Source organism: Kitasatospora viridis, assembly GCF_007829815.1.
Classification (GTDB): domain Bacteria; phylum Actinomycetota; class Actinomycetes; order Streptomycetales; family Streptomycetaceae; genus Kitasatospora; species Kitasatospora viridis.
The window spans coordinates 4,180,791-4,202,381 of the sequence record NZ_VIWT01000001.1; the positions used below are offsets into that span (position 1 = coordinate 4,180,791).

Genomic DNA, 21,591 nt, shown 5'->3' on the forward strand with positions numbered 1-21,591 from the left:
TGCTCACCCCCTCGCCTTGCCGAGCCACCAGAGTTCCTCGGCCGTGGACCGGGCGGACCCGGCGTTCGACTCGTAGTAGTTCTGGATGTGGAACCCGCTCGGGCCGCCGGCACCACCGAACGCAGCGAATCCCGGGGCACCGAACTGGTCGCCGCCTAGGGCCGCCTGGGCGGTGGTAGCGAGCTGGCGAGTTGCCGCCCGGACCCGGCCCTGGCCGGACAGGATGCCGTCGGCCAGGGCGCCCGAGATGCTCTGGCCGGAGTACAGCGTCCAGCCGGATCCCGAGAACGGCCCCTCGCGCGCGGGGCTGAAGGGCAGCAGGTTGCGGGCCGCGCCGAGCACGTCGCCCACTGCACCCTTGACGTCACCGATCTTGGACTTGATGCCGTTGATCAAGCCGCTGATGATCTTCCCTCCGGCGTCGAACAGCTGGGTGGCGAAGTCGCCCAGCACGCTGAGCACTTCGCCGGGCAGTCGCGTGAAGGCGTCCAGCACGATCTGGCCGAGCCCGGAGAGCAGCTGACCGACATCGTGGACGGCGCCGTGCACGTTTCCGTGCAGCAGGTCGGCGAGCAGTTGGAGCGCCGGCACGACCACCAGCTGCACCACGCGGGCGAGTTCACCCGCGAAGATGCTGGCGAGCTGAGCCACGGCCGTGATGATCGGAAGCAGCAGCGGAAGCAGTACTGGCAGCAACTGGACTGCCAGGTTTGCGAGTTGAGCGAGAACAGGCGTCAGCGCGAGGGCCACCTGAGCGAAGGACTGGCCGAGCTGACCGAGCGGCAGCTGCGTGACCAGCTGGGTCAGCACTGGCAGCACCGCGCCGGTCAGCGTCGTCAAGATCGTCACGGCCGGTGTGATCAACTGCGGCAGCACCGCCAGCACCGGGCCCAGCAGCTGACCGACGGCCACGGCCACGGCCGCAACCAGCGGCGCCAGCTGCTGAAAGATCACCCCGGCGCCGGCGAGCAGCGGCATTACGGCGGGCAGCAGGGCGGCCGCGAGCTGGCCGACCACCGGCAGCAACGGCGCAGCAGCAAGTACCAGCTGGCCTACCGCCTGAGCCGCCGTCAGGAGCACCGGGCCCAGCGCAGCGATCACCGGCCGCAGGGCGGCACCCAAGGCGGTGACCAGCACCTGAACCGGCGGCCCGAGGGCCGCGAGCACAGGTGCGATCACCTGGAGCGCCTGGAGCAGCAGCGGCGCCGCCGTCGAGGCGATAGACGCCGTGACCGCGAACAGCGCCTGCAGGCCCTGCTGGACGGCCGGGCTCGCGAACGCTGCCCGCAAGGCGCCGCTGATTGTCACCAGGGTGTTGACGAAGCCGCCGCCGGACTGCTGCGCGGCGCCGAGCACCTCGCTGACCAGTCCGCCGACGTTGGCAACGACGGTGCCCAGCTGGGAGAGCAGCCCGAGCGCGACGTTGATGCCGCTCTCCAGGCCGCCGCTGGAGAACGCGGCGGACAGCCGGGCTGACACCCGGTCGGCCAGCTTGCCCGCACCGGCCGCGACGCGGTCGAATGCCGGCGCGGCGGCATCCGCCAGCTCGCCCAGCCCGGTGACGATCTGTCCGAGGATGCCGGCCACGCTGCGCAGGCCGAGACTGGCGCCCGCGAGCGCCCGGCCGAGCACCCCGGAGGAGCCGAGCCGGTCCGCTGCCGTCAGCACGCCGCTGCCAGCCAGGTTCAGCGCGCCCGCGGTGTCCACCAGGGCGCCGCGCAGCACCGGCAGCACCGTGGTTGCGGTGTCGCGCAGCCTGCCCGCCAGCCCGGCGAACAGCGCCTGCTGGGTGTCCAACTTCAGGCCGTCCAGCTGCGGTTTCAGCTGGAGGATTTCCTCAACGAACGCCCGGGCGGAGGGTGCCAGCCCAGCCAGCGCCTTGGCCAGCGGATCGACGCCGCCCGAAGCGGCCTTCGCGCCGGCCTGCTGGAGAGCCTCCTCGGCCTTGGACACCTGCTCGGCGCCCTGGTAGGCGGTGCGGGCCTGCTGCTGCTGCGCATCCGCAACAGCCTGGACCTGGTCGCCGACCTTGCGGACAGCGGAGGCGACCTTGTCCTGCGCCTGCACCTGCGCGTCCGCGGCGGCCTGGGCCTGATCGCCGACGGTGCGCTGCGCTTGGGCGAGCTTGTCCTGCGCGGACAGGACCAGGGCGCTGCCGTCCACCCCGGCCTTGTCTGCCGCGGCCTGCTGGTCCTGGAGCTGCTGGACCGCGGTCTGCTGCTCCGACAGCCGCTGGATCGCGGTGTCGTAGGCGAGTTGGGCCTGGGCCCGCTGGAGGCTGGTGGCGGTCGGGTCCGCGATGGTCTTCTGCAGGTCCTGCTGGGCCTGCTGGACTGCGAGGGTGTCAGACCGCTGCTGCAGGCCGGCGTCCGAGACCTGGTTGGACAGGTCCTGGAGATCCTGCGCGGCCTGCTTGCGGGCGGCGTTGAGGTCGAGCTGGGCCTGCTGGGACGCCTTCTCGGCGTCGGCCAGGTTCCGCTCGGCCATCTCGACACTGCGGGCGCCCTGGACCTGCGCGTCAGTGACGGCTTTCTGGTCGTCGCCGAGGGTGCGCTGCGCGAGCGCGACCTGCTGCGCGGCCTTGACGTTGGCGTCCGCGGCGTTGGTGACGGCGTCCTTGACGGCCCGCTGCGCGTCCGCGTACTGCTGCGCGGAGTTGGTGGCCGCACCGGCCGCCGCCGGGGCGGGGGCGAACGCGGCCGTGATGGCGGCGCCGATCCCGCTGGTGCCAACTTTGATCGCGGCGGCGGCCGAGGCCATGGCCAGCAGCCCGGTCGCGCCGAGCGCTGCGGCAGGTGCGACCGCCTCCAGGGTGGCGACCAGGCCGGCCACGATCGGCACACCGGCGCCGACCGCGCCGAGTGCCATCGCGGCCGTGCCGCCGAAGCCGCCGAGTGCCTCCCCGGCCGATCCCGCCGAGCCGGACAGGCCCTCCAGACTCTGCGCCGCGCGCTCGGTGTCGCCGTGGTCATCGACGTGAACGTCGACGGTCGGGTCCTCGTCGGCGACGGCGCGGGCCTCGTCGTGGATCGCGGCGAGCTCCGCGGCGGCGGCCTCGGCCTCCACGTGCACCCGCACCGCGGCGTCCTCGGCCGCGAGTTCGGCCAGCCGGGCCGTGAGCCCGTCCAGCTCGGCCTGGGCCAGCTGGGCATCGAGCTGGACGCGCGGGTTGGGATGCTGCTCGGCGATGTCGCGCAGCTGCGCGAGCAGCGCGTCTACCCGGGCCTGGGCGTCCTCGGAGCTGATGTTGATGCCGACCCGCTGGGAGGCGAGGTCGCGAAGCTCGTAGCGGATCTGGACCAGCTGGCGGTCCAGCTCGGTCGAGTCCGCTGTGATTGTCGGACTCGGCAGGCGCCGCAGCGCGTCGGACAGCTCCTGCTTGACCTCGGCGGCGGTCGCGGCCGCGTCCCGTTCCAGCCCGCGCATCGCCAGCTGGACATCGGCCATGCCCTGCTCGGCCGGCGCGGCGTCGACGCTGAAACTTGCGCTGAGCTCACCAACTGTCAACCCCGACATCGTGCGCCCCCGGTCCCAGGTAGGAGCCGAAGACGGCCGCGATCTCGGTGGGGCTGTCTGCCTCGACAGGCTGGGCCGCAAGTGCCCGGGGGAACCGCGCCTCGTCGCTCAGCGCGCTGATGAGGACCAGGAACTCACGCACGCTCAGCCGGGCCAGCGAGGCGGGTGTGTGGTGGTACTCGCGGATCAGGTCCGCTTCGACGACCGCCCAGTTCGTGAGGACGGACCGCCAGAACCGGCGCGCCGCCGCTCGGTCCGGTTTCTCGGGGTCGGCGCCGTCTGGGCTTTTCCCAGGTCCTGCTCGCGGTCGGCGACCGCCGCGGCGGCCTGCTGCAGGGATGTCGATCCGGGCTGGCGCATGTTGGCCGCCGCCCAGGCGAGCACGACCGCGAGCTGGTGCTCGTCAATGCCGCGTTCGATCCAGTGGTCGAGCGCGTCGGGGCCGAACACCGGGGTGAGAACGGTACGCAGGGCGTCGAGGCTGGTGTCCTGCTCGTAGCGCTCGACCAGCAGGGCGAACATCAACGGCGTACGGGCCGGAAGCGTGTAGGTGCGTCCGTACAGGCGCAGTGGTGCCGCCTGAACCAGCAGCACCTCGGCGGCGAAGAAGGCGTCCGCGTCAGCGAAGTCGTCAGCTACCTCGGCAACCTGGGCCTGGTCGGTCTCGTCGTGGGTCAGGTCGTCGGTCACGGGGCACTCACGTACGTCTCGGCACCGCAGCGGGTCAGCACCATGCCCCACTTGGACAGGTCGTTCGTCGCGCCGCCCTGCTCTGCCGCGGTCGCGGTGACGGTCCACACGCGCCACTGCGTCTCGGTGCGGTACCGGAACCGGATCTGGCCGGTGCTGGTGTCGCCGAGGCCCTGCGCGAGCGCGTCCAGGGCGCCCTGACCGGGGTCCGGAAGCCCGGTGGCCGGGTCGATCCGGCGCGTCCCGTCCAACTTCATGGTGGCGCCGCGTTGGAGGACGACCTCCTCGTACTGGCCCTGGCTGTCGAAGTCGGTGGCGTCGGTCTGGGTTGCCTTGTCGCCGGGGTTGTAGGTCAGCGACTTGAGGCCGGCCACCGGGGTCCAGGTGGGGGTGGCGCCGACGGCGATCTGGACGGACCAGCCGCGGGCCTCGATCCTGCGAGTGGCCAACGGGCCACCTCCTTAGCTGCGGTTCACCGTCGGATTCGTCACGGTGAGGCGGTAGTTGACAACGTGCTCGTGTCGGCCGTTCTGGTCGATTCCGAGCGCGGTAGGGGTCTGCTGGGCGATGGCCAGCACCAGCCAGGTGCCGTCCGGCAGCGCAAGGCCGCTGGCGCCGTGCAGCACGCTGTAGACGGCCTGGGATCGCCGGCGGGAGACGCGCGGATCCGGGCCGCCGCGGATACGGACCTGGAGGCTGACCTCGTCCTCGGCGGCCAGCGGGTCCGGCTCACCGGAGCCGTACAGGGTGAGCGCGACGGCCGCGTCCGGGGCCGGCGGCATGCTGTCGATGAAGGTGTCGCCGCTGGCGCCGGTCGGGTCGTAGGTGAGCAGCCCGAGCCCGGCGAGGTACTGGGCGATGCCGTCGAGCGGGTCCGTCACTGGAGGTTGCCCTCAGCGCCGGTGCGGCGGATCTGGGCGGCGATCATCTCCAGCACCACCGCGGATTCCGAGTTGAACGGCTGCTCCAGGTACTTGGCCTGCCGACCCGGGGCGTGCTTCCAGCTCAGCTCTTCATGCTGGCGGACCGCATACACCGTGTCGTAGGACACGGCGCCGGTCAGGTTGGCGGTGTCCATGCTGACCTTGCCGGAGCGCTCCAGCGTGCCCTCCTCCAGCGGGACGAGCTGGTTGGCCTGCGTGAGGACGTGCTCCAGGCCGAGTTCCAGGCCACGCGCGGCGGCTTCTCGGGCAGCGGCCAGCCAGCGGTCGCCATCCCATCGAAAAGTGGTGCCCAGCGTCACGGGTGCAACTCCTTAGGTGAGTTGGACCTCAAGGTGTGAGGGGACGGGCAGCGTGCCGCCGTCGCGCCGAAGCGCTTGGATGACGGTGGCCTGTCGGCCGTCCGGCAGCGTCACCCGGGAGTCGGTCGGCGCGGTGGTGGTGAGCGGGCAGTAGGCGGTGCTGGTGCTGGACACCTCGCGGCCGTCCCGAGCGCGCACCATCCGGGTGCCCTCATCGAGGAAGCACCGCACCGCGGTCGGCGGCGCCCACCTCGGCCCATAGGCGGAGTCTCCCTGGTACGCCTCGATGGTGACCTGGTGGACCATCAGGAACCCCGGCAGGCCGGTCACCACATCGTCACCGCCCCGAGCTGGAAGTGCACCGGCCACGCCAGGTCAGGGGACTGCAGTGCGTCCCAGACGGCTGGGGCGATCTGCCGGGCCGCCGAGGTGGTGGCGGTGCCGACCTTGGGGTCCTGCATGTGCACGGTGCCGATCCGCACCGTGCCGTACGTGCCGACACCGCCGATTCCGATCGACTCTCCGACCGCGGCCCACCATTCGACTTGCGCACACACGGCGTCCCGGAACGCGCCGGCCACGATCGGGTCGGACGGCAGCGTGGTGACCGGGTCGGCGATGTAGTGGCACAGGCGAAACACCTGCGCGTCCAAAAACGCGGCGGCCCGACCGAGCAGCCGATCAGTGTCGGTGTCGGTCGGCTGGCCGCTGTACGCCTGGTAGTCGGCGGCGGTCGCGTAAATCCGGGCCACCGGTCACCACCTCCTACGCGGACGAGCCGATCACGAGCACGTCGTAGGTCACGGACGAGCCGGCACCGCCGTTGGCGACGTGCAGCAGGTCGGCGGTGCCCGGGGTGACCGGGTAGGCGGTGGCGTCCGGCGCGAACAGCGCGAACAGGCCACCAGGGCGGACGTTGACCGTCGCGGTGGCACCGGAGCACCATGCGATGAACCCGTTGGCGGCCGCGTTGCCCACGACCAGCGGGTTGGTGTTCGCGGCGTTCGCCACGATGACCAGGCCCTTCAGCCGGGCCAGGTTGATCGTGTTCCCGAGGGCGTCCACCAGGGTGCCGGCGAGATCGAGATCCTCGCCCGCGCTGGCGGCCAGCGTCCGGGTCGCGACGTACAGCGTGTCGGCCTGCCCGGCGCCGGTGCCGGCCCCCAGGCCAAGCTGCTGGGCGTACTGCAGCGGCAGTTGGGCGGTCTGGCCGGCCACCGAGGTGGCCTTGGTCAGCATCCCCGCCACGGTCAGCCCGAGCTGGGTGTTCTGGAGTCCCATGGTGACCTCCGGTCAGGTGAGGATGACCAGCGGCACGGTGGCCGCGGCCGTCGGGGTGGCGATGGTGGCCGGCGCGGTGCTGGCCAGGGCGGAGCCGGACGTCTGGGCGAGGTTGCGCTCGTTGGCGGTGATGCCGGCCGACGCGGTGGTGGAGACGCCGACCAGCGACGGCACGGTGGCCGCCTTGACCATCAGCGCGACCCAGTAGACCCCGTCAGCGGTGATCGTCACGGGGGCGCCGAGGGCGAACGTGCGGTTCGTGGTCGCGCCCCAGGCGGTCGTGGTGGCGTCCGCGGACTGCCCGAGCAGGACCGGAGTCGCCGCGCTGGAGTACAGCGCGGCCCACTGGTTGGTCGGCGTCACCGCGGCGGTAGCACCGCTGCGGAACGTCAGGTTGCTGACGACGTCGCCCTTGCGGAGGTAGATCGGTACCGACGTCATCACGCCAGAGGTCAGCGCGCCGGTGTCGGCCACGGCGTCCAGGCGCCGCATGCTGCTGCGGTAGAAGCCGGCGCCCGGGTCGGCGCCGCCCAGCCACTGGCGCACCATGTCGGAGGCGTAGGACAGCTCGTCGCGGACGATGCCGGTGTAGCGGCCGAAGACCGTCACTGGGCACCCCCTTCCTGGTCAGGCTCGGCCGGGCCGAGGATGGCGGGCTGTTCGGGCCCGGTCGGGCTGTGGGGCTGCTCGGGGTCCGTGTCCGGCAGGGGCGGAGCGTCGAGGCCGATGCGCTCGATGGCCTCTTCGGGGGGCGCCTGGTAGGGCGTCAGGCCGTACTGGGCGCGCTGGAAGTAGGCGTACGCGGCCTGCCCGCCCGGGGTGTCGGTGTCGATGTGGGCGGTGCCGGCGGTGAAGGTGCTGCCGACGATGGTCCCGGAGAACGCGGCTCCAGCCGGGTGAGAGACGATGAACTGGGCCACGGTCAGATCACCTTCACGTTGCGCAGGACGCCGCAGGCGCGGGTGTTCTTGACGACGCCAGCGATCGGCCCCATCTCGATCTCGCCGGACTTGACCGCGCCGGGCAGCGTGAAGTCGGGCATGTAGGTGTTGACCAGCGGCTGGCCGGCCAGCGCCGCGCCGCACAGCGCATCGAGGCCGAAGCTGACGGCATAGATGTCGGTCAGGCCGGTGATGATACCGCCGGCGCCGGCGCCGTCGGCGTCCAGGGCCTGGACCGGGATGATCGGGCCGGTGCCGGTCGCGGTGTCACCCATGTCGACCAGCACCCACTGGCCGTAGGACTCGATCTGGCGGCCGAGGTCGTCCTTGACGCTGGTGTACATCGCGGCCCACCGGGCGAGCGCCCGAATCCGGGTGATCGACTGGGTGTTGCCGAGGATGGCCTTCACGCCAGGCGGGAGCGCACCGGGCATGCCCTGGTCGCCGCCGCCGGTGTGCGAGGGCACGATCATCGACAGCCAGGAGTCGAGCTGGTCCAACGCGGCCTGCGCCAGCGGCTGCGAGTTGATCGTGGCCGGGCTCCAGTCCAGGTACCCGGTCGGGGTGCCGTTGTTGATCGGCAGGTACTCGGTGTTCGTGCCAGCGAGGATCTTGTTGAGGCCGTCGAAGCCGCCGTCGGTGCTGGAGTCGCCACGGATGTACTGCTGCTGGGCCATCGTCCGAAGCGAGGTGAGCAACTGCTGCGACTGGAACGCGACCTCGTTGGTCGCGGCCGGGCCGAGCCGGGCCAGGGTCCGGTCGATGTTGAAACTGCCGCCCAGGGGCTTGAGGTCGACGGTGAACCGGGCCCTGACGGCCTGGTCCGCGGTGTACTCCGAGTTGTAGTCGCGGAACGCGGCACCGCGGGCAGTGGTCAGCCGGGTGTAGCCGTAGGTTAGGGTGCCGCCGCCGGTGCCCGGGGTGACGGAGTCGTCCCACACGATCTGGTCGAGGAACCAGCTGTAGCGGCGCAGGTTGTCGATCACCGCGAAGTCGATGTCGTTGAGGGTGTTGATCGCCGCCTGGGCGAGCGTGACGGGCACGAGGGCCTCCGATCAGGTCAGGTCTTGTAGAGGTCGCGCAGCGCCGCGGTGAGCGACGTCGGGCGCGCCTTGGTGGTGGGCTCGCCAGCTCGGCCGGCGAGGTCGGTGCCGCTGCGGGCCGGCGCGGCCGGTGCGGCCTTGAACGAGGTGTTGCCGTCGACCGCGGCCTTCACCGCGGCGTCCAGCTGCGCGGCGAAGTCGGCGGCGGCCGGGTCGAGTGCGCTGACGGTCTTGAGGAACGCGCGGGAGTCGAGCAGCGCGGCCGGCCGGGCGCCGTGCTTGTCGGCCAGCCCGTAGACGGCCAGCTCCACCTCGCGGGCCCGCAGGGATGCTTCGAGGTCGCCGATCCGCGCGGTGCCCGCGGTGATCTGCTTCGTCAGCTCGGCCGGGTCCGGCGGCCCGTCGTCCTTGACGATGCCGAGGGCCTTGCCGATCTGCTGGGCGAGCTCGGCCCGGGCCTCGTCTGCCGCGGCCTGCTTGGCGCCGACGCGGGCCGCGCCAGCCTCCTTGCGGGCGCCGTCGAGTTCCTTCTGGAGCCGGGCGATCGTGGCGGCCGGGTCTTCGGCCGGCGTGGCTGGTGCCGCGGGTGTCGCGGGTGCCGAGGGCGTCGGCACGGCGGGAGCGGCCGGTTCCGGCGCGGGCGGCGCGGGTGCCGGAGCCGCAGGAGCGGCTGACGGTTCGGCCGGGGTGGCACCACCGGCGATCGGGTAGATGGGACGTCCGTCGGCCCGGTAGCCGAGCACCAGGCGCGGCGGGTAGGTGGCGGCGGGATGGATTTGGACGTGCATGATCGGCCCTCCTGGGGTCGGTCGGGAGTGCGCCCGCACCCGGCGGGCGAGCATTCGGCGACGGATCTACCGTCGATCACATGGGAAAAGAGCAGAAGACAGAGAGAGGCCAGTGTCGAAGGTGCGGGACGCCATCAGAGGCGCGGTACTGGCGGATCAACCTCGAAGAGGGTGGCGCCACCCCGTGGACGCTTGAGAGTTACAGGTGCGCTGGACACTGCACGCAGGCGGAGCTCGACGCCTGGGACGAGCAACACTCCACCGGATGACGTGGGTACCAGCAAGCAGCCCGAGCGGCTCCACCTTGGCTGCCAGCTGGATGGGCAGCGCCTCTTGATGCGGCAGTTAGTCCTCGGCTGGCGGCGGCGCGGCCTGCGCGTAGCCGCGCACCCAGGCGGTCCGTAGGAGGTCGCCGCGGGGGTGGGGGCAGGCGGTGACCGGCTGGCCGTCGCGGGCGGCCTGCTGGCCAGCGGCGATGGCGCGCACAATCTCGGCGCGAGCCTCCACGGGGAACCTCTCAGAATCGGTTGTGCTGATCGGACTTGGCCTTGCGCGCGGTGTCTGCGGCGGCCGACCGGAGCCCGGTCAGCTGCTCACTGTACTCGGCAAGTGTCAAGCGGGGAGCGACTTCTGACCAATACCGCCTAAGTTCCTCGGAGGCCCGGGTGTAGGCGACGTGGGACGGTCCGGAGAACAGCGACCGCGGATCCACGCCGTCGTGCTCGGCCTGCTTGGTGAGCAGGTAGCCGCGGCACCAGTCCTCGGCGTCCAACCACTGGGCGTACACGTGCTCGGCGTAGAGCTCGCGGATCTGCTCGCGGCTGTACGCGCCCTTGTTGGCGAGCTCCGCGGCTTCCTTGTCAGCGAGCCAGCGCGCGGCGGCGTCGAGGGCGTCATGCTCGTCGGCCGGGGCAGCGAGGTGGGCCCAGTCCTCAACCGGGGCGAGCGGCGCCAGCACCTGGTCGAGCGCGGCACGGTCGGCGAGCTGGCCAGCCACCGTGGCGGCGCCGCGTGCGGCCGGCAGCACGATCGGGTGTCGGCGGTCAATCTCGGCGGCGATCCGTTCGGCGCCGGCCGGATCCGCGTACCGCACGGCCCAGCCAAGCGTGTCGTCATCCAGGCCCGACAGGTCAGTGGCGAGCCGGCCATCGGGGAAGACCCGGCCAAGCATCTCCCGCCGGTCGGCCTCGACCGCGAGCGCGGCCAGTTCGTCCCCGGTGGCGTGTCGGGCCCGCTCGCCAAGCTGGTGGTCGGACAGGCCGATCAGGTCCGCTCGGGCGCCAGGTAGCCCGGCTGCGGTGTCGCGGCGGTCCATCTCGGCGGCCACCGTCAGGGCCTGATCAGAAGTCAGGTCGGGCAGCGCCCGGCCGAGTTCGTCGTCGCTGAACCCGGTCAGGTCGGCTGCGAGCCGGCCGCTGGGCCGGATCCGATCGAGGAGCTGTTCGTGGTCGCGCCGGTCGGCCTCGGCCTCCACGGTCGCGTGGTCGGCACTGGTGAGGTGCCCGGAGGCGATCGCGGCGCCGAGCTCCTCGTCGGACATACGGCGCACCGTGGCGTCGCCCACGCGCACCCGGGCGGCGTTCAGTGGCACCGCAGGGCGCACGGTGCCGGTGAGCAGTTGCTCGCGGGTGCTCCGGCGGGACAGTTGCTTGTCGGCGGTGAGCTGGCGGATCCGGCTCTGGTAGTCCCGCACGCGCGCGTTCGCCGCAGTGCGTCCGGCGTCGTCCATCGCGACGGACGCGCGACGCTTCCACATGCGGACCTGCCGCTCCAGGTAGCGCTGCTGCTGGGTGTCCTCGTAGGTCGCGCCACCGGGATGCGGCGGCGTCTCGGGGCGCCGGGTGAGACCGGGCAGGTAGGCGCTGACGTTGTGCCGGCAGTTGCAGTGGAACAAGCCGCTGGCCCGGGCTTCCTCCAGGCTGCCGGCCACGTGCACGTTGACGGTGCGGCCGTCCTGGGTGGCGTGCTCGGCGCTGATGGTGCGGGAGCCGGCCGGGCCGCCGAGGGTGAGCACCTCGCCGTCCCAGGGCTGGCACAGCGGGCAGTCCAGCGGGGCCGAGCTGACGATCACCAGGTTCTGGCCGAGCTCCTCCAGGCGGTCGGCGTGGCCGGTGATCGCGGCTCGGCCAGTGACAGTGCGGGCGGCCATCTCGGCGTAGCTCGCCATGTCCCAGTTCCGGCCGGCTCGGTCGGTGAACCCGGTGATCCCCTTTGCGGCGTACTGGTCGAGGGCCCGCTGGGCGGCCTGTCGGCGGGTCATGACACCGAGCAGCACGCCACCAGCGATGCGCTGGCTGATGGTCTGGTAGACGTCGGGGATGCCGCGCAGGATGCGTAGGTAGAGCGGCCGGGTCGCGGCGACGGCCTCGGCGGCGAGTCGATCCACCGCCCGGGCGTTCGGCAGCGCGTCGTCGGCAGCGGCACGGGTGCCCTCGGAGAGTAGGCCGAGCTCGGCAACGGCTGCCTGCCGGCCGCGGCTGTATGCCTGCCGCACGGCGGAGGCGATCGCTCCGTCTGCGTCGTCCCGCAGCGCGGCGGTGATCTCCTGCACGCCGGTGATCAAGTTGCCGAGCGCCCGGGCCTTGGCGGTGACCCAGTCGGGTGCGTCGATGCCGTCGGCGACGGCGCGGGCCAGGCGTTCCAGGAGGGCGTTCTCGGCGTCCTGGTAGACCTGGCCGACTGCTACGGCCAGGTCGGTGGCATCAGCGGGTGACGTGGGCACCGCTCACCCCCTGGCGTGCCGTCAGGACCCGTCGGGGCCGTCGAGGCCAGCACCACCGGTGCCGAGGGTGGCTGGGTCGGCCAGCGAGGTGCCGGCCTCGGAGTTGATCGCGTCGACCTCGGCCTGCACCCGGTCGTCCGGCCAGTCCTGGTGGATCAGCCGTACCCGGGTCTCGGTGCTCGCGGAGCGGGCCTGATCGAGCGCCAGGGCGGTCTGGGCGAGGTCGAGGGGGCTCTCCGAGACGGAGTCCTGCCACTCGATCCTTGGCCGTTCCGGCGCCACGCCGGAGTTGAACAGCGGGCCGGCCTCGACCGCCAGCAGAGCCTCGATGATGTCCCCCAACCCGGGGGTCCAGTAGAGCGTTTTGCGGCCGCGGGTGGTCAGCGTGCGGGCCTGCCGGGCCCGGACCTCGGTGGCGGTCAGCGCGGAGCCGTCCGGCTCACCGAACGTCGCGGTCGAGTAGCCGGCCATCCTGACGGCCTGTTCGATCAGGGCGTCCGCCGTCGCCGAGTGCTCGGCGAACCGGATCGTGAACTGGTTGAGGACGAGGCCCTGATCGGACGTCGGTGGGACGTTCATCGAGACGTAGAGCTCGCGGTCCTCATCGAACGTCACGCCGTGGCCCGGGCCGTACCCGGAGCTGGTCAGGAACTGCGACGGGGCGATGATGCGCGCCTTGGCGAGCCGGATGTCCCGCATCCAGCTGGAGTACGTCTCGTCCAGCGCGTCCAGCAGCGACTCGATGCCCTGGTAGTCCGAGACGCCCCAGTAGGCGGCCATCGGGATGTCGCGCCACTGTCGGGCCGGCCGCATGTTCGGGATGTAGGCGGCGGTGAGAACCGTCGGGGCGCCCGTGTTGATGCCGCCGTCGGCGTCCACCTGGTCAGCCAGCGGCTCGGTAGCCGGATACTCCGTCAGCGGGACTTGGCGGCCGAGGTTGTCGATGGTGCCCTCGTACACGCCGTGGTAGATCACGCCCCGCTCGTGCCGCTCCAGGTGCCGTACGACGTGCTGGCCGTCGCTCTGGAGCGTCGTCCAGAACGTCACAGCAGTGAGCACGCCGTACGAGAAGTCGGGGATGGCGCCGTCGGCAGCTACCGGGCTGAGCCACGGTCGCGGCCGGACCGTCTGGTCCCAGACCACCCGCAGGTACACCCCGCCGAGTGCGGCGCACAGCTCGCCGGATTCCAGCAGGCCAGCGTGCAGGCCCTCTTCGAGGAGCTGGTCGATCCGGGCCTGTGCCGCCGTGCTGGTGGCGGTGAGTCGTGGGGGCTCGGCGAACAGCAGGTCAGAGCTGGCGCGGGCGATGTCGCCAGCCAGCGGAACGTGGGTCTTGGTGCGCTTCTCGCCGTACGGGGTGGGTTGTCCCCACCACCAGCGAGCCAGCCGGCCGGTGAGTCCCCCGCGGTACTGCGAGGGCCGGTTGAGGTAGGTCCGGGTACCGCGGTACAGGTACTGCTCGTACAGCCGGTCCGGGTCGCCGGAGTACCAGGCGCCCCAGTCGCCCAGTGCGAGGGTCACCTCCGGGGCGCGCGGCGGCCACACGGTAGCGGCGTCGGGCAGCGGCACGGCAGGTCCCCTCTCGACGGTCAGGCGGCGACGTCCAGGCCCTGCTGGAGCAGCTGGCGCCACTCGTGCGCGGTGGAGTGGACGGCGTACCGCAGGGCGTCCACGGAGTGGTCGTCCTTCTTGATCGGCTTGTCCTCGCCCTTGGCGGCGGCGGTGTCGTCCCAGGCGTAGCCGGGGAGTTCGTCCAGGAGACCGGTGCAGGAGCGGTGAACGGAGAGCAGGTCGGCGCCGAGCGCGGTGGAGACGGAGCGGATCCCGTCCACCACGGCGTTGTTGGCCTTGGCCAGGTTGGTGACGCCGTCGGACCACAGCTGGGTCATGAACGAGGCAGCGGACGGGTCCACGAACAGCCACTCCGGGCGCACCCGCTGGTCGCCCAGCCACTTCTGGACGGCGGTGCTGTACTGGGCGTCCGTCAGCTGCCGTTGAGTGGCCCGTGAGTCGTGGCGGTACTCGCTGGCGACGTACAGCCGGCCGTCGATACCGTGACCGAGCAGCAGCGCGGCGAAAGGGTTCGTGGTGCCGTAGTCGATGCCCACGGCGGTCCAGCGGGCCATGGCCGGCAGGGTGTCCACGATGTGCCGGGACGGGTCCCACATGTCGTAGATCGCGCCCTCGGACTGCACCCACCGGCCGAGGATGAACCGCTGGTACCACAGGCCCGTGTACGTCGACTTCAGCGCCGAGACGTACTCAGGGTCGAGGGCCGGGTTGTCGTCGAGGGTGAAGTGCCAGGAGCGCAGCCGGGTCTCGGCTGGCCGGAGCAAGTACTCCTTGCGGAACCAGTGCGAGGGGTTGTCAGGGTTGGTCGTGCAGAAGATGCGCGCGCCGGGCACGGAGCAGCGAGCCACCAGCTGGTCGAAGAACGACTTCGGCAGTGTGGTGGCCTCGTCGACGTACGCGCCGGCGCAGGTCAAGCCACGCACTTTCGGTTCGGCCTGGGCGTCGTTGGCGCCGAGGACGTGCACGATTCGGCCGAGGATGACCGCGGTGGCTGCGCCGTTGGTGTAGTGCACCTGCCGGGCGAGCGGCCCGAACAGGTCGGGGTTGGTGAGGACGGCGAAGACGTTGCGGTTGATCGAGTCGCGGGTCCTGCCGACCATCACCAGTTCGCCGCCGGTCGGCGCCGTGGCGACGTAGATCAGCCAGCGCAACAGCGAGGCGATCGTCTTACCGCTGCGGACGCTGCCTTCCCAGGCGTTGATCCGGTGCTGCGACTCGACCACGCTGGTGATCTGCTTGCGGGACAGCGGCAGTTGGACGTCACGGAGCATCACCGGCCCCCTCGGCCGCGGGCTGCTCGCTCTGCTGCTCGCGGTAGACCTCGGCCAGGCCAGCCATCAGCTGGCCGACCATCGAGCGGGCCGCGTCGGCGCCGGAGTCGTCCCGCCCGGGTTCGAGCTTCAGGGAGCGGTCGATGGCGATGCCGGCGGCGGACAGGAGCGCCCGCTTCTCGCTCGGCGGCGGCTCGTTGACCGGCTGCTCGTTGTAGTCGTTGTCCTTGCCGCCGAACGCAAACACGACTGTGGGCTGCCAGAGTTGCTCTCGTAGCCGCTCGGCGTCCGTGGTGAGGTGCTCGGCGAGCAGCATGCGGCGGGCGGCGAGGTCTTGGCGGCGCACCTCGGTGGCAACGGCCACTTCGCCGGCCCGGGCGAACGAGAGGCCCATCTCGGCGGCCAGCCGCGAGACGACGTTGCCGCTTCGGTCGAGCTGGCGGGCGATGTCGTTGCGGCCCAGGCCGAGCGCGTGCAGCTGCCGGACCTCGTCGTAGTCGTCCTGGGTGACCGGCCGGGCCGGCCGCGGCGCGGTCACGGCTCCAGGCCCTGGTGCCGGGCGAGGCGCCGCAGCAGCTTGTAGGCGGCGGTGTCGGTCTCCAGGTCCTGCTCGCTGCGCTGCCGGTCGCGGTCGCCCTGCCGGTTCTGCGACAGGAGGATCAGCGGTGCGGCGTAGGCGGCCTGAGTCGAGAAGACCAAGTTCAGCAGGCCGAACGGGTAGGCGTCCCAATGCGGGACGCCAGGCAGTGCGTTGGCGGCCATCCACACGGCGATGAACCCGGTCTGTGCCCAGAGGAACCGCCAACTCCCGAAAGCGCCGGTCACGGCGTCGGCAGCGCGCTCGCCGAGGGTGGGCCCGTTCACGGTCGCCTCCTGACGTTGGCTGCCGCCCGGCAGAGGTCGGGAAGGCTGTAGGTGGGGCGTCCGTGCTCGTCTCGGCCGGACGGGGCGAGGCGGCGGCTGGTGCGCAGCAGACGGATGGTGGCGAGCGGGAGGCTGAGCCGTTCGGCAGCCTGGGCCGCGGTCAGGCCCGGGGCGGCCACGACCACGTGCCGGGGGTGTTGCCCTCGCGCCGGCTGGTTGCCCAGTGCGTGTCCGAGCCGTCCAGCAGCACCTGCAGGTTGCAACCGACGGGCGAGGTCCGGACCACGGCGGCCGGCAGGGTCTGGCCGGCCTCGGCGCGGTTCCCGAGCTCGTCCAGGGTGATGCGTTCCCTGGTGGCGCGGGCGGCGCGGCGCCGGTTGATGGTGTTCGCGTCCTGCTGGGTGAGCTGGTAGTGGACCACGCGGCCGATGGTGGGCTGCACGGCGGTCTCCTCGGTGTGGTTGGTGCCGGTGCCCGCGTCGGGGGGTTGGAACGCGGGCACCGGAGCGTGTGGGGTCAGGCGGCTGCACGGCTGGCGCGCTGGCGGGTGCGCGCCTCGGCCCTGGCGATGGTGAGTTGGGAGTACAGCGGCCGGCCGCGCTCGTCCAGGCCATCGGGGGTGATCAGGCCGCGCCGTTTCCAGTTGCGGACTGTCACGGGGCTGACGCCGCACAGCGCGGCGCTCTCGGGGCCGGACAGGAGCGTCTGCACGGCGTCACCTCCGGGAACGGCGAAGGGCCCGACCGAGGTGGTCGGGCCCTTCGCCAAGTAGTGGGCGCACGTGTGGTGCTGGCAACAGCGTCGCACAAGCGAGCGATCATGTCCAGGGAGATGGACGTCGGGCGTTCCGTCGGCCGTCTCAGTTCCCGTCTCCGGGGCGTAGTAGACGCTCCAACCACCTGCGTTCCAACTCGCTGTCGCCAGCTGCCGCCCCCGCCAGCAACAGTGCGCGTTCGCGGTCGACCTCGGGCCCGTACGTCACCCGTGGCCGGTCGTTGTCCCACTCAACGTGCGGAATGGGCGGCAACGTGAAGTTGAAGTGCCTGGCCTCCCATGTCAACGTCACTGTCTGACGGATGATCGCATCGATCGCTTCCCGCCGAACCCGTCGTACGTCCTCGGCACTGGGTTCACCGCTGGTGATCTCCTGGATCTGAGTGTGCAGTTCTTCGTCGCTGGCAGCTGCAGCTGCAGCTGCTTCGACGAGTTGCTGCTTCTCGCCGAGCTCAGCCTCGGCGTCACCGAGCTTCACACGGAGCTTGCGGGTGAGGAGGGAGTCGCGGATGGCCTGCCGGGTTTCTGGGCTGACGCGCTTGAGCTTCCGACTCGCGACGCCCAGCACGATCAGGGTGACGACGGCCCACTTGATGTCCGCGATGAACTGCAGCCAGGTCACGGCGCTCCTCGGGATTGGGTCAGGCGCTGATCTTCTCTCCCGACGGGGCGATCTGGCCAATGCGGCTGCTGGACAGGCCCGGTCGGACGATGTCGGCGGGGCGGACGCCGCCGGCGCGAAGTCGGCGGACGATTCGGTCGCGGTGCTGCTCGGCTTCGGTGACGGCGCGTCGGTGGTCGGCGACGGCGGCCATGGCGACGTCGAGAAGGCCGAGGTGTTCGACGTCCAGTGGGGTGGACGCGCGGGCTGCGAGGTGGGTCGCGAGCTGGGTGTGGGCGCGCTCGATCATGTCGCCCGGGATGGGGTGGTGTTCGGTGATGCGGCCGAGCAGGATCCGAGCAACAGCTGGCCCGGTCGTGACCGGGCGTTCGACGGCCAGTCCGCTGGCCCAAGTGTTGACTGGGCCGGTCGCGTGCATACCGGGGCCGGCGGCCGGGTCGCGGGCGACGAACAGCAGCAACTGCTCGCCTGGGATGTCGGCCAGGACCAGCGCAGTGGCCGGGACAGTCCAGCCTGGCAGGCCGGGCAGTTCGAGAGAGACGTCGGCGACGTCGCCGGCACGGTACATCGGGGTAGGTCCTCGGTGGGTTGGCCAGTGCGCTGGACGGGACTGTCCAGCGCACTGGACGGCTGCTGGTGGCGGGAGTCAACGGACCGTCAGGGTCCGGTGATGGCGTCGAGGATCTGCTGGCGGTCGGCGGCGATCAGTTGGCCGTCGTTGGCGGTTGGCAGTGCGGCGACCCGAGCGGCGACCGCGGCGAGCGCGGCCTTCTCGACGGCGTCGATCGCGGCGTCGGCTTGGTCGGCGTGGGTGAGGCCGGGGCGGCGGATGAAGGTGCCGCCGGTGACGAGCGCCCGGTAGAGCTCGGCGCGCGGGGTGCGCTCGGTGTTGGTGCTGGGGGCCGACTGTCGGCTGTTGGCGGCGCGGAGCCGGTCCAGTTCCGCGAGCAGCGCCTTGATCTCGTTGCGGGTGAGGTGTGCGGGGCCGGGGCGGTCGAGCTCGGTGCGGATGTCGTCCTCGGTGCGCGGGTTCAGGGGTGGGGTGCCGGTCACTGGTCCCAGCCTTTCGGCAGATGCTGGGCGACGAGCTCGATCAGCCACGCCGGGCACTCGCGGCCGGCGGTGCGGTGGTACTCGAAGGTGCACTCCTGCTGGCCGATACCACCGGACTTAAGGCGACGCGGGCCGGTGACCTTGATGCTGGCGCCGCCGGGCTGGTACCAGCTGTCGTGGTGGTCCGGGTGTTCCCAGCGGTAGTCGATCTCGACGGTGGTGGGGACGATGTGGAACTTGCCGTCCCAGTTGGCGAGGTCGGGCGGGCCCTCAATGGTGAGGGTGATTACCCGGGCCTCAGCGGTACGGATCGCGGTCACAGGTCAGGCCTCCGTGGTGGTGTGCTGGCGAATCAGGTCGGCAAGCAGGATCCGCCGGTCGGGATCGTTCCAAGGGCTGGTCGCTTGAAGCTCGATGCCCTGCGCGGCCAAGTGGGTTGTGGCGAAGGCGAGTCGTCGATCCCAGTTGTGCTGTGCCGGCGTTGCGAACTGGTCCTCGTAAGGGTCGAGTCCGTCCCGCTCGCGCTGGCTGTCTCGGCGCATCCGCCACTCCCGGGCGCGGCGACCGGAGGGGCTGGTCTGGGTGATGACTAGCCAGACTGGGTTGATCTTGGTGATAGTTGCCGACACCAGGTCCACGGCGCCCTGGAGGTTGTTGATCGTGACGATGACGGGGTCGCCGACGGCGATCGGGCCGAGTTCGGGGCGGGGCATCGGGCTCCTCAGGTGGTCTTGGTGGCGCGGCGCGCCTTCATGCGGGCAAGGATCTGGGCGTCGGTGGGCGGCTGCCACTGGTGCCAGCCGGCCGCCTGCATCCACTGGCGAGTGTGCCCCCGACGGGGGATGCCGCAGTGGGCGCAGGCGGACGGCTCGGCGATGGCGCGGGGGTTGGTCACCCGTCGGTCCCAGCGGTGATCTGCAGGCCGTTCTTGTCGGCCCACCGGCGGGCGTTGCGTTCCTCGGTGGCCGCGCAGTGGTCGTCGAAGTTGACGTAGCCGTAGGCGTGGTAGTTGATCGGGCCGAAGGGGACGTTGATGGACAGGTTGCCCTCCGCGTCCGCATCGGTCTCCAGTCCGAGCTGCTGAGCGAACTCGCGGACGGCGGCGTTGGTGTGCAACGGGACGTGGAGCCCCTGGACCACGGGGAGGTTGCAGTGGGGGTTGGCATCGAGCCAGTCGGCGACCTGGCGGAGGGCGGCGGTGTACTGGGCGCGGTCGGACATGGTGGTGCTCCTCAGTGGTAGGCGTAGTGGCGGTATTCAGCGGCGTCGTCCTGGCTGATGGTCTGGGCGAGTAGGGCGGTCACGGTCTCTTCGCTGACGCAGAGCGCTGCGGCGATGTCGTCCAAGCTGCGCCCCTCGGCGGCGAGTTCGGCGGCCATGCTGGCCCAGACGGCCGGGCGGCGTTCCGGGCGGACGTAGTCGCGGCCGGTCGGCGGGAAGTGCCTCGGCCGACGCCGCGTTGGGCGGACGGGCAGCAGCACGACTGGTGCCGGGGCGGGGATCCAGTCGCTGTCGTCGAAGTCCTGGACGGTCCGTGGTTCACTGCCTGGGGTGATGCGCTCGGGGCAGGGGCTCGGACAGCCAGTGCAGAGCTGGACGGCGGTATCGCGGGCGGCCTGGTAGGCGGGGCTGCTGGGCTCCTCATCGAGGAGCGCGTCGTAGGCGGCCGGGTCGGTACCGCAGGGCAGCAGCATCTGGGCTCAGTCAGCGTTCGTCGGCGAGGTTGACGGTGTGGTCGGAGTCACCGGGGAGCCGGACGGACCAGGTGGCGCGGCTGGTGCAGCTGCCGGTGGCGCCGCCCTCACAGCGGGCCGGCCGGACGATGGTGGTGTTCAACGTGGGCTCCTGGGCGGGTTCAGGCGGCGGTAAGGATGGCGATGGCGGCGCGGAGGGGGCGACCGCAGGTGATGCAGTTGCTGTGCATGGGAGTTACCTCCGATTGGCTGTCTACTCTGTAGACGCTCACACTCTTTCAGTTGCCGACCGCGCTGTCTACCCTGTAGACGCTAGAGTCGACTCGTCGCCGGCTACCCCATAGACAGGCCACGTGAGACCATGGCCCCATGACCGACTGGGAGAAGCTGCTCAAGCAGCGGCGCACCGCGATCCGCCGGGCCGAACGCGCCCTGGAGGAAACCATCACGGACGCCTACGACCAGGGCGGTCTCAGCTGGCGACAGATCGGCGCGGCCGCCGAGGCCAACCACGAGTGGGCCCGGCGCACCGCCGCAGCTGTGCGCGAGCGGCGCGCAGCTGCCGGCCCGGATCAGGCCGCCACGGTCAGCTGACTACTCGAACGGCCACACACCAAGCGGACCGGGAGCCTGATCGTGCAGGACGAGTACACGCCCGACATGTCCCTCCTGACGCACCACGAACTGTTGGTCATTGCGCTGCTCGCCGACGGCACGCCGTTCCCGGAGATCGCCGCGATCTTCGGGATCCAGCAGGAGTCGGTCAAGCGGCAGGTGCGTAACGCCCGACGGAAGATCGGTGCCGACACCGAGCCTCGTTGGCAGTTGGTGACCCGAGCGGCCCAAGAGGCGACCTAAACAGCGACTTTGGCGACGGTGCTCACGCTGCGCTGTCCGGCCGGTCGAGCACCTGCTCGGCACGGTCGTCGTACTCGTCCCGGGACAGCACGGCCGAGCAGTCCGGGTTCGCGCACTCGCGCTGGCCGTCGGGGCGCTCCTGCATCGTGAGCAGCCGGCAGCGCGGGCACGGCACGCGGACCGGTCGGCGGCTGATCGGGCTGGAGCCGAGCCGGGCTGCGGTGCGGTGTACCGCGGCGATGCCGGTGGCGTAGTCGGCCGCCCAGTCCTGCGCGCACACCCAGTCGTGGTGGCGGAGCAGGTAGGCGAGGTGGGTGCCGGCGTGACGGCCGGGTTCCGGGTCGCGGCGCTGCTGGGCAGCGTAGGTGGCCCAGGCCCGGATGGTGTGGAGGATCGGGGTCTGGCCGTCCTGGTCGCCGTCTTCGTCCAGGGCGACGGACGCTGACGGTCCGAGGATGGAGAGGACGTCGAGCCGGCAGGGCAGCGGGGCGTCGCGGGTGGCTCCGGATACCCGGCCGCCGCGGGGTGCACTGCCGGGCTCCAGGGCGAGGTGGGCGTAGACGAGCAGCTCCGGCAGGTCCTGGAGCTGGCGGCGGAGGCGTTCGGTGGCGTCGTGGTCGAGCATGCGCAGGTCTCCTGGAGCTGGGGGTGGGGCGGTG

The 21,591-nt window shown here is 71.5% G+C and carries 32 protein-coding genes; 2 read left to right on the forward strand and 30 right to left on the reverse strand.

What is annotated here, in order from left to right:
- Positions 1-3: 3 nt before the first annotated feature.
- The 29 genes from FHX73_RS18770 to FHX73_RS47235 all read right to left on the reverse strand — a co-directional run bounded on the left by FHX73_RS18770 (position 4) and on the right by FHX73_RS47235 (position 20,216).
- Positions 4-3,447, reverse strand: coding sequence for a hypothetical protein (locus tag FHX73_RS18770; RefSeq protein WP_145906087.1), 3,444 nt, complete (start codon positions 3,445-3,447; stop codon positions 4-6).
- Positions 3,448-3,702: 255 nt separating this feature from the next.
- Positions 3,703-4,206, reverse strand: a complete 504-nt coding sequence (locus tag FHX73_RS18775; protein ID WP_145906088.1) for a hypothetical protein — start codon at positions 4,204-4,206, stop codon at positions 3,703-3,705.
- The gene (locus tag FHX73_RS18780) at positions 4,203-4,655 is read right to left on the reverse strand and encodes a phage tail tube protein (RefSeq protein WP_145906089.1); all 453 of its coding nucleotides are present in this window, start codon (positions 4,653-4,655) and stop codon (positions 4,203-4,205) included. Before FHX73_RS18780 ends, FHX73_RS18775 begins: the two co-directional genes overlap by 4 nt.
- 12 nt (positions 4,656-4,667) lie before the next feature.
- Complete coding sequence (locus FHX73_RS18785; protein ID WP_145906090.1) at positions 4,668-5,087, reverse strand: minor capsid protein; 420 nt, start codon at positions 5,085-5,087, stop codon at positions 4,668-4,670.
- Entirely contained in the window at positions 5,084-5,449 is a 366-nt protein-coding gene (locus tag FHX73_RS18790; protein WP_246213593.1) for a minor capsid protein, read from the reverse strand. Before FHX73_RS18790 ends, FHX73_RS18785 begins: the two co-directional genes overlap by 4 nt.
- Before the next feature lie 12 nt (positions 5,450-5,461).
- Complete coding sequence (locus tag FHX73_RS18795; protein ID WP_145906091.1) at positions 5,462-5,779, reverse strand: hypothetical protein; 318 nt, start codon at positions 5,777-5,779, stop codon at positions 5,462-5,464.
- Positions 5,776-6,201, reverse strand: a complete 426-nt coding sequence (locus tag FHX73_RS18800; RefSeq protein ID WP_145906092.1) for a hypothetical protein — start codon at positions 6,199-6,201, stop codon at positions 5,776-5,778. Before FHX73_RS18800 ends, FHX73_RS18795 begins: the two co-directional genes overlap by 4 nt.
- Before the next feature lie 13 nt (positions 6,202-6,214).
- Positions 6,215-6,730, reverse strand: a complete 516-nt coding sequence (locus FHX73_RS18805) for a hypothetical protein (protein WP_145906093.1) — start codon at positions 6,728-6,730, stop codon at positions 6,215-6,217.
- Between the two features lie 12 nt (positions 6,731-6,742).
- A complete protein-coding gene (locus FHX73_RS18810; RefSeq protein ID WP_145906094.1) occupies positions 6,743-7,339 on the reverse strand; it encodes a hypothetical protein in 597 nt (198 codons plus the stop codon).
- On the reverse strand, positions 7,336-7,650 hold the full coding sequence (locus FHX73_RS18815) for a hypothetical protein (protein ID WP_145906095.1): 315 nt from the start codon (positions 7,648-7,650) through the stop codon (positions 7,336-7,338). The genes FHX73_RS18810 and FHX73_RS18815 overlap by 4 nt, the downstream gene beginning before the upstream one ends.
- 2 nt (positions 7,651-7,652) lie before the next feature.
- On the reverse strand, positions 7,653-8,714 hold the full coding sequence (locus FHX73_RS18820) for a major capsid protein (RefSeq protein WP_145906096.1): 1,062 nt from the start codon (positions 8,712-8,714) through the stop codon (positions 7,653-7,655).
- A gap of 17 nt (positions 8,715-8,731) precedes the next feature.
- Positions 8,732-9,502 (reverse strand): hypothetical protein, encoded by a 771-nt coding sequence (locus FHX73_RS18825; RefSeq protein WP_170304956.1) that lies wholly within the window; start codon positions 9,500-9,502, stop codon positions 8,732-8,734.
- A gap of 345 nt (positions 9,503-9,847) precedes the next feature.
- On the reverse strand, positions 9,848-10,009 hold the full coding sequence (locus FHX73_RS44720) for an Rmf/CrpP fold protein (RefSeq protein ID WP_425461399.1): 162 nt from the start codon (positions 10,007-10,009) through the stop codon (positions 9,848-9,850).
- A 10-nt stretch (positions 10,010-10,019) separates the two neighbouring features.
- The gene (locus tag FHX73_RS18830; RefSeq protein ID WP_145906098.1) at positions 10,020-12,224 is read right to left on the reverse strand and encodes a phage minor capsid protein; all 2,205 of its coding nucleotides are present in this window, start codon (positions 12,222-12,224) and stop codon (positions 10,020-10,022) included.
- A 21-nt stretch (positions 12,225-12,245) separates the two neighbouring features.
- A complete protein-coding gene (locus tag FHX73_RS18835; protein ID WP_145906099.1) occupies positions 12,246-13,793 on the reverse strand; it encodes a phage portal protein in 1,548 nt (515 codons plus the stop codon).
- Positions 13,794-13,813: 20 nt separating this feature from the next.
- Positions 13,814-15,067 (reverse strand): PBSX family phage terminase large subunit, encoded by a 1,254-nt coding sequence (locus FHX73_RS18840; protein ID WP_145906100.1) that lies wholly within the window; start codon positions 15,065-15,067, stop codon positions 13,814-13,816.
- Positions 15,057-15,605: a helix-turn-helix domain-containing protein gene (locus FHX73_RS18845; RefSeq protein ID WP_145906101.1), complete on the reverse strand. Its 549-nt coding sequence runs from the start codon at positions 15,603-15,605 to the stop codon at positions 15,057-15,059. The genes FHX73_RS18840 and FHX73_RS18845 overlap by 11 nt, the downstream gene beginning before the upstream one ends.
- Positions 15,602-15,931, reverse strand: coding sequence for a DUF1003 domain-containing protein (locus tag FHX73_RS18850; protein ID WP_246213594.1), 330 nt, complete (start codon positions 15,929-15,931; stop codon positions 15,602-15,604). The genes FHX73_RS18845 and FHX73_RS18850 overlap by 4 nt, the downstream gene beginning before the upstream one ends.
- A 160-nt stretch (positions 15,932-16,091) precedes the next feature.
- On the reverse strand, positions 16,092-16,433 hold the full coding sequence (locus FHX73_RS18855) for a hypothetical protein (RefSeq protein ID WP_246213595.1): 342 nt from the start codon (positions 16,431-16,433) through the stop codon (positions 16,092-16,094).
- A 14-nt stretch (positions 16,434-16,447) separates the two neighbouring features.
- Positions 16,448-16,642: a MerR family DNA-binding transcriptional regulator gene (locus tag FHX73_RS44725; RefSeq protein WP_170304957.1), complete on the reverse strand. Its 195-nt coding sequence runs from the start codon at positions 16,640-16,642 to the stop codon at positions 16,448-16,450.
- Between the two features lie 148 nt (positions 16,643-16,790).
- Entirely contained in the window at positions 16,791-17,327 is a 537-nt protein-coding gene (locus FHX73_RS18865; RefSeq protein WP_145906104.1) for a hypothetical protein, read from the reverse strand.
- A gap of 19 nt (positions 17,328-17,346) precedes the next feature.
- Positions 17,347-17,895 carry a hypothetical protein gene (locus tag FHX73_RS18870; RefSeq protein WP_145906105.1) on the reverse strand — a complete coding sequence of 183 codons (549 nt, stop codon included), beginning with the start codon at positions 17,893-17,895 and terminating at the stop codon, positions 17,347-17,349.
- A gap of 89 nt (positions 17,896-17,984) precedes the next feature.
- Positions 17,985-18,380, reverse strand: coding sequence for a hypothetical protein (locus FHX73_RS18875; protein WP_145906106.1), 396 nt, complete (start codon positions 18,378-18,380; stop codon positions 17,985-17,987).
- Positions 18,377-18,700: a hypothetical protein gene (locus FHX73_RS18880; protein ID WP_145906107.1), complete on the reverse strand. Its 324-nt coding sequence runs from the start codon at positions 18,698-18,700 to the stop codon at positions 18,377-18,379. Before FHX73_RS18880 ends, FHX73_RS18875 begins: the two co-directional genes overlap by 4 nt.
- Before the next feature lie 3 nt (positions 18,701-18,703).
- Positions 18,704-19,093 carry a beta barrel domain-containing protein gene (locus FHX73_RS18885; protein WP_145906108.1) on the reverse strand — a complete coding sequence of 130 codons (390 nt, stop codon included), beginning with the start codon at positions 19,091-19,093 and terminating at the stop codon, positions 18,704-18,706.
- 8 nt (positions 19,094-19,101) lie between these two features.
- A complete protein-coding gene (locus FHX73_RS44730; protein ID WP_170304787.1) occupies positions 19,102-19,275 on the reverse strand; it encodes a hypothetical protein in 174 nt (57 codons plus the stop codon).
- Complete coding sequence (locus FHX73_RS18890; RefSeq protein WP_145906109.1) at positions 19,272-19,601, reverse strand: hypothetical protein; 330 nt, start codon at positions 19,599-19,601, stop codon at positions 19,272-19,274. Before FHX73_RS18890 ends, FHX73_RS44730 begins: the two co-directional genes overlap by 4 nt.
- An 11-nt stretch (positions 19,602-19,612) precedes the next feature.
- Entirely contained in the window at positions 19,613-20,074 is a 462-nt protein-coding gene (locus FHX73_RS18895; protein WP_145906110.1) for a MalT transcriptional regulator family protein, read from the reverse strand.
- Positions 20,075-20,084: 10 nt separating this feature from the next.
- On the reverse strand, positions 20,085-20,216 hold the full coding sequence (locus tag FHX73_RS47235) for a hypothetical protein (RefSeq protein ID WP_281292689.1): 132 nt from the start codon (positions 20,214-20,216) through the stop codon (positions 20,085-20,087).
- Between the two features lie 227 nt (positions 20,217-20,443).
- On the opposite strand from FHX73_RS47235, the gene FHX73_RS18900 reads away from it, so the two are divergent.
- Together FHX73_RS18900 and FHX73_RS18905 are read left to right on the forward strand one after the other, a co-directional pair.
- Positions 20,444-20,668, forward strand: a complete 225-nt coding sequence (locus FHX73_RS18900) for a hypothetical protein (protein ID WP_145906111.1) — start codon at positions 20,444-20,446, stop codon at positions 20,666-20,668.
- A 42-nt stretch (positions 20,669-20,710) separates the two neighbouring features.
- Positions 20,711-20,932 carry a LuxR C-terminal-related transcriptional regulator gene (locus FHX73_RS18905; RefSeq protein ID WP_145906112.1) on the forward strand — a complete coding sequence of 74 codons (222 nt, stop codon included), beginning with the start codon at positions 20,711-20,713 and terminating at the stop codon, positions 20,930-20,932.
- A gap of 22 nt (positions 20,933-20,954) precedes the next feature.
- On the opposite strand, the gene FHX73_RS18910 is transcribed toward FHX73_RS18905, so the two are convergent.
- Entirely contained in the window at positions 20,955-21,557 is a 603-nt protein-coding gene (locus FHX73_RS18910) for a hypothetical protein (protein WP_145906113.1), read from the reverse strand.
- Between the last annotated feature and the right edge of the window lie 34 nt (positions 21,558-21,591).

Excerpts from the sequence above, each read along its gene's own strand:
- FHX73_RS18910 (WP_145906113.1), bottom strand. The coding sequence starts at position 21,557 with ATGCTCGACCACGACGCCACCGAACGCCTCCGCCGCCAGCTCCAGGAC.
- FHX73_RS18895 (WP_145906110.1), bottom strand. The coding sequence starts at position 20,074 with ATGCTGCTGCCCTGCGGTACCGACCCGGCCGCCTACGACGCGCTCCTC.
- FHX73_RS18825 (WP_170304956.1), bottom strand. The coding sequence starts at position 9,502 with ATGCACGTCCAAATCCATCCCGCCGCCACCTACCCGCCGCGCCTGGTG.
- FHX73_RS18890 (WP_145906109.1), bottom strand. The coding sequence starts at position 19,601 with ATGTCCGACCGCGCCCAGTACACCGCCGCCCTCCGCCAGGTCGCCGAC.
- FHX73_RS18805 (WP_145906093.1), bottom strand. The coding sequence starts at position 6,730 with ATGGGACTCCAGAACACCCAGCTCGGGCTGACCGTGGCGGGGATGCTG.
- FHX73_RS18770 (WP_145906087.1), bottom strand. The coding sequence starts at position 3,447 with ATGGCCGATGTCCAGCTGGCGATGCGCGGGCTGGAACGGGACGCGGCC.
- FHX73_RS18900 (WP_145906111.1), top strand. The coding sequence starts at position 20,444 with ATGACCGACTGGGAGAAGCTGCTCAAGCAGCGGCGCACCGCGATCCGC.
- FHX73_RS18870 (WP_145906105.1), bottom strand. The coding sequence starts at position 17,895 with ATGTACCGTGCCGGCGACGTCGCCGACGTCTCTCTCGAACTGCCCGGC.
- FHX73_RS18885 (WP_145906108.1), bottom strand. The coding sequence starts at position 19,093 with ATGCCCCGCCCCGAACTCGGCCCGATCGCCGTCGGCGACCCCGTCATC.
- FHX73_RS18840 (WP_145906100.1), bottom strand. The coding sequence starts at position 15,067 with ATGCTCCGTGACGTCCAACTGCCGCTGTCCCGCAAGCAGATCACCAGC.